At 39.2% G+C, this 628-nt stretch carries 1 protein-coding gene; it reads left to right on the top strand.

What is annotated here, in order from left to right; all coding sequences use genetic code 11:
• A partial coding sequence (locus tag DCC39_RS18910; RefSeq protein WP_165820943.1) for an IS1634 family transposase occupies positions 1-540 on the top strand: 540 nt, incomplete at its 5' end.
• Positions 541-628: the final 88 nt, after the last annotated feature.

Raw genomic sequence — 628 nt, forward strand, 5'->3', positions numbered from 1 at the left:
AAAAAAAGAACGAATGATCCGGCACGTTTCATTGATTCCATACACGTAACCTCTGATGGAGAAGTGGCAGAAAAGGTGAGCCACACACTGGATCAGAGTGTAATCCAAGAAGAAGCGAAATATGATGGATTTTATGGCGTGTGTACAAATTTAGAGGGCTCAGTAGAAGAAGTAGTCCAGATTACTCAACGCCGATGGCAAATTGAAGAAACGTTCCGCATTTTAAAAAGTGAAATGCGTGCAAGGCCCGTATTCGTTCGAAAAGACCAGCGTATCAAAGCGCACTTTTTAACTTGCTTCCTTTCCTTGTTGGTGTATCGTATCCTAGAGAAAAAGCTGGATGAAGCCTTTAGCTGTTCATCCATCATTCAAACATTAAGAGAAATGCGTGTCCTTGAATACGCAGGAGAAGGCTATATTCCTACATACACACGTACAGATTTAACCGATCGACTTCATGAGGTGTTTGGTTTTAGAACCGATACAGAAATCATTGAACAAAAAAGAATGAAAAAAATTTTAAAGCAGACTAAAAAATAAAAAAAGTACGCACTTTTTGATGCTAAAAAAACCGCAGAAAATGCCGTAACAACGGGGTTTTCTGCGGTTTTTACTGTCAAACTTGAGA

This window comes from Pueribacillus theae (genome assembly GCF_003097615.1).
In the GTDB taxonomy this organism is placed as follows: Bacteria; Bacillota; Bacilli; order Bacillales; family UBA6769; genus Pueribacillus; species Pueribacillus theae.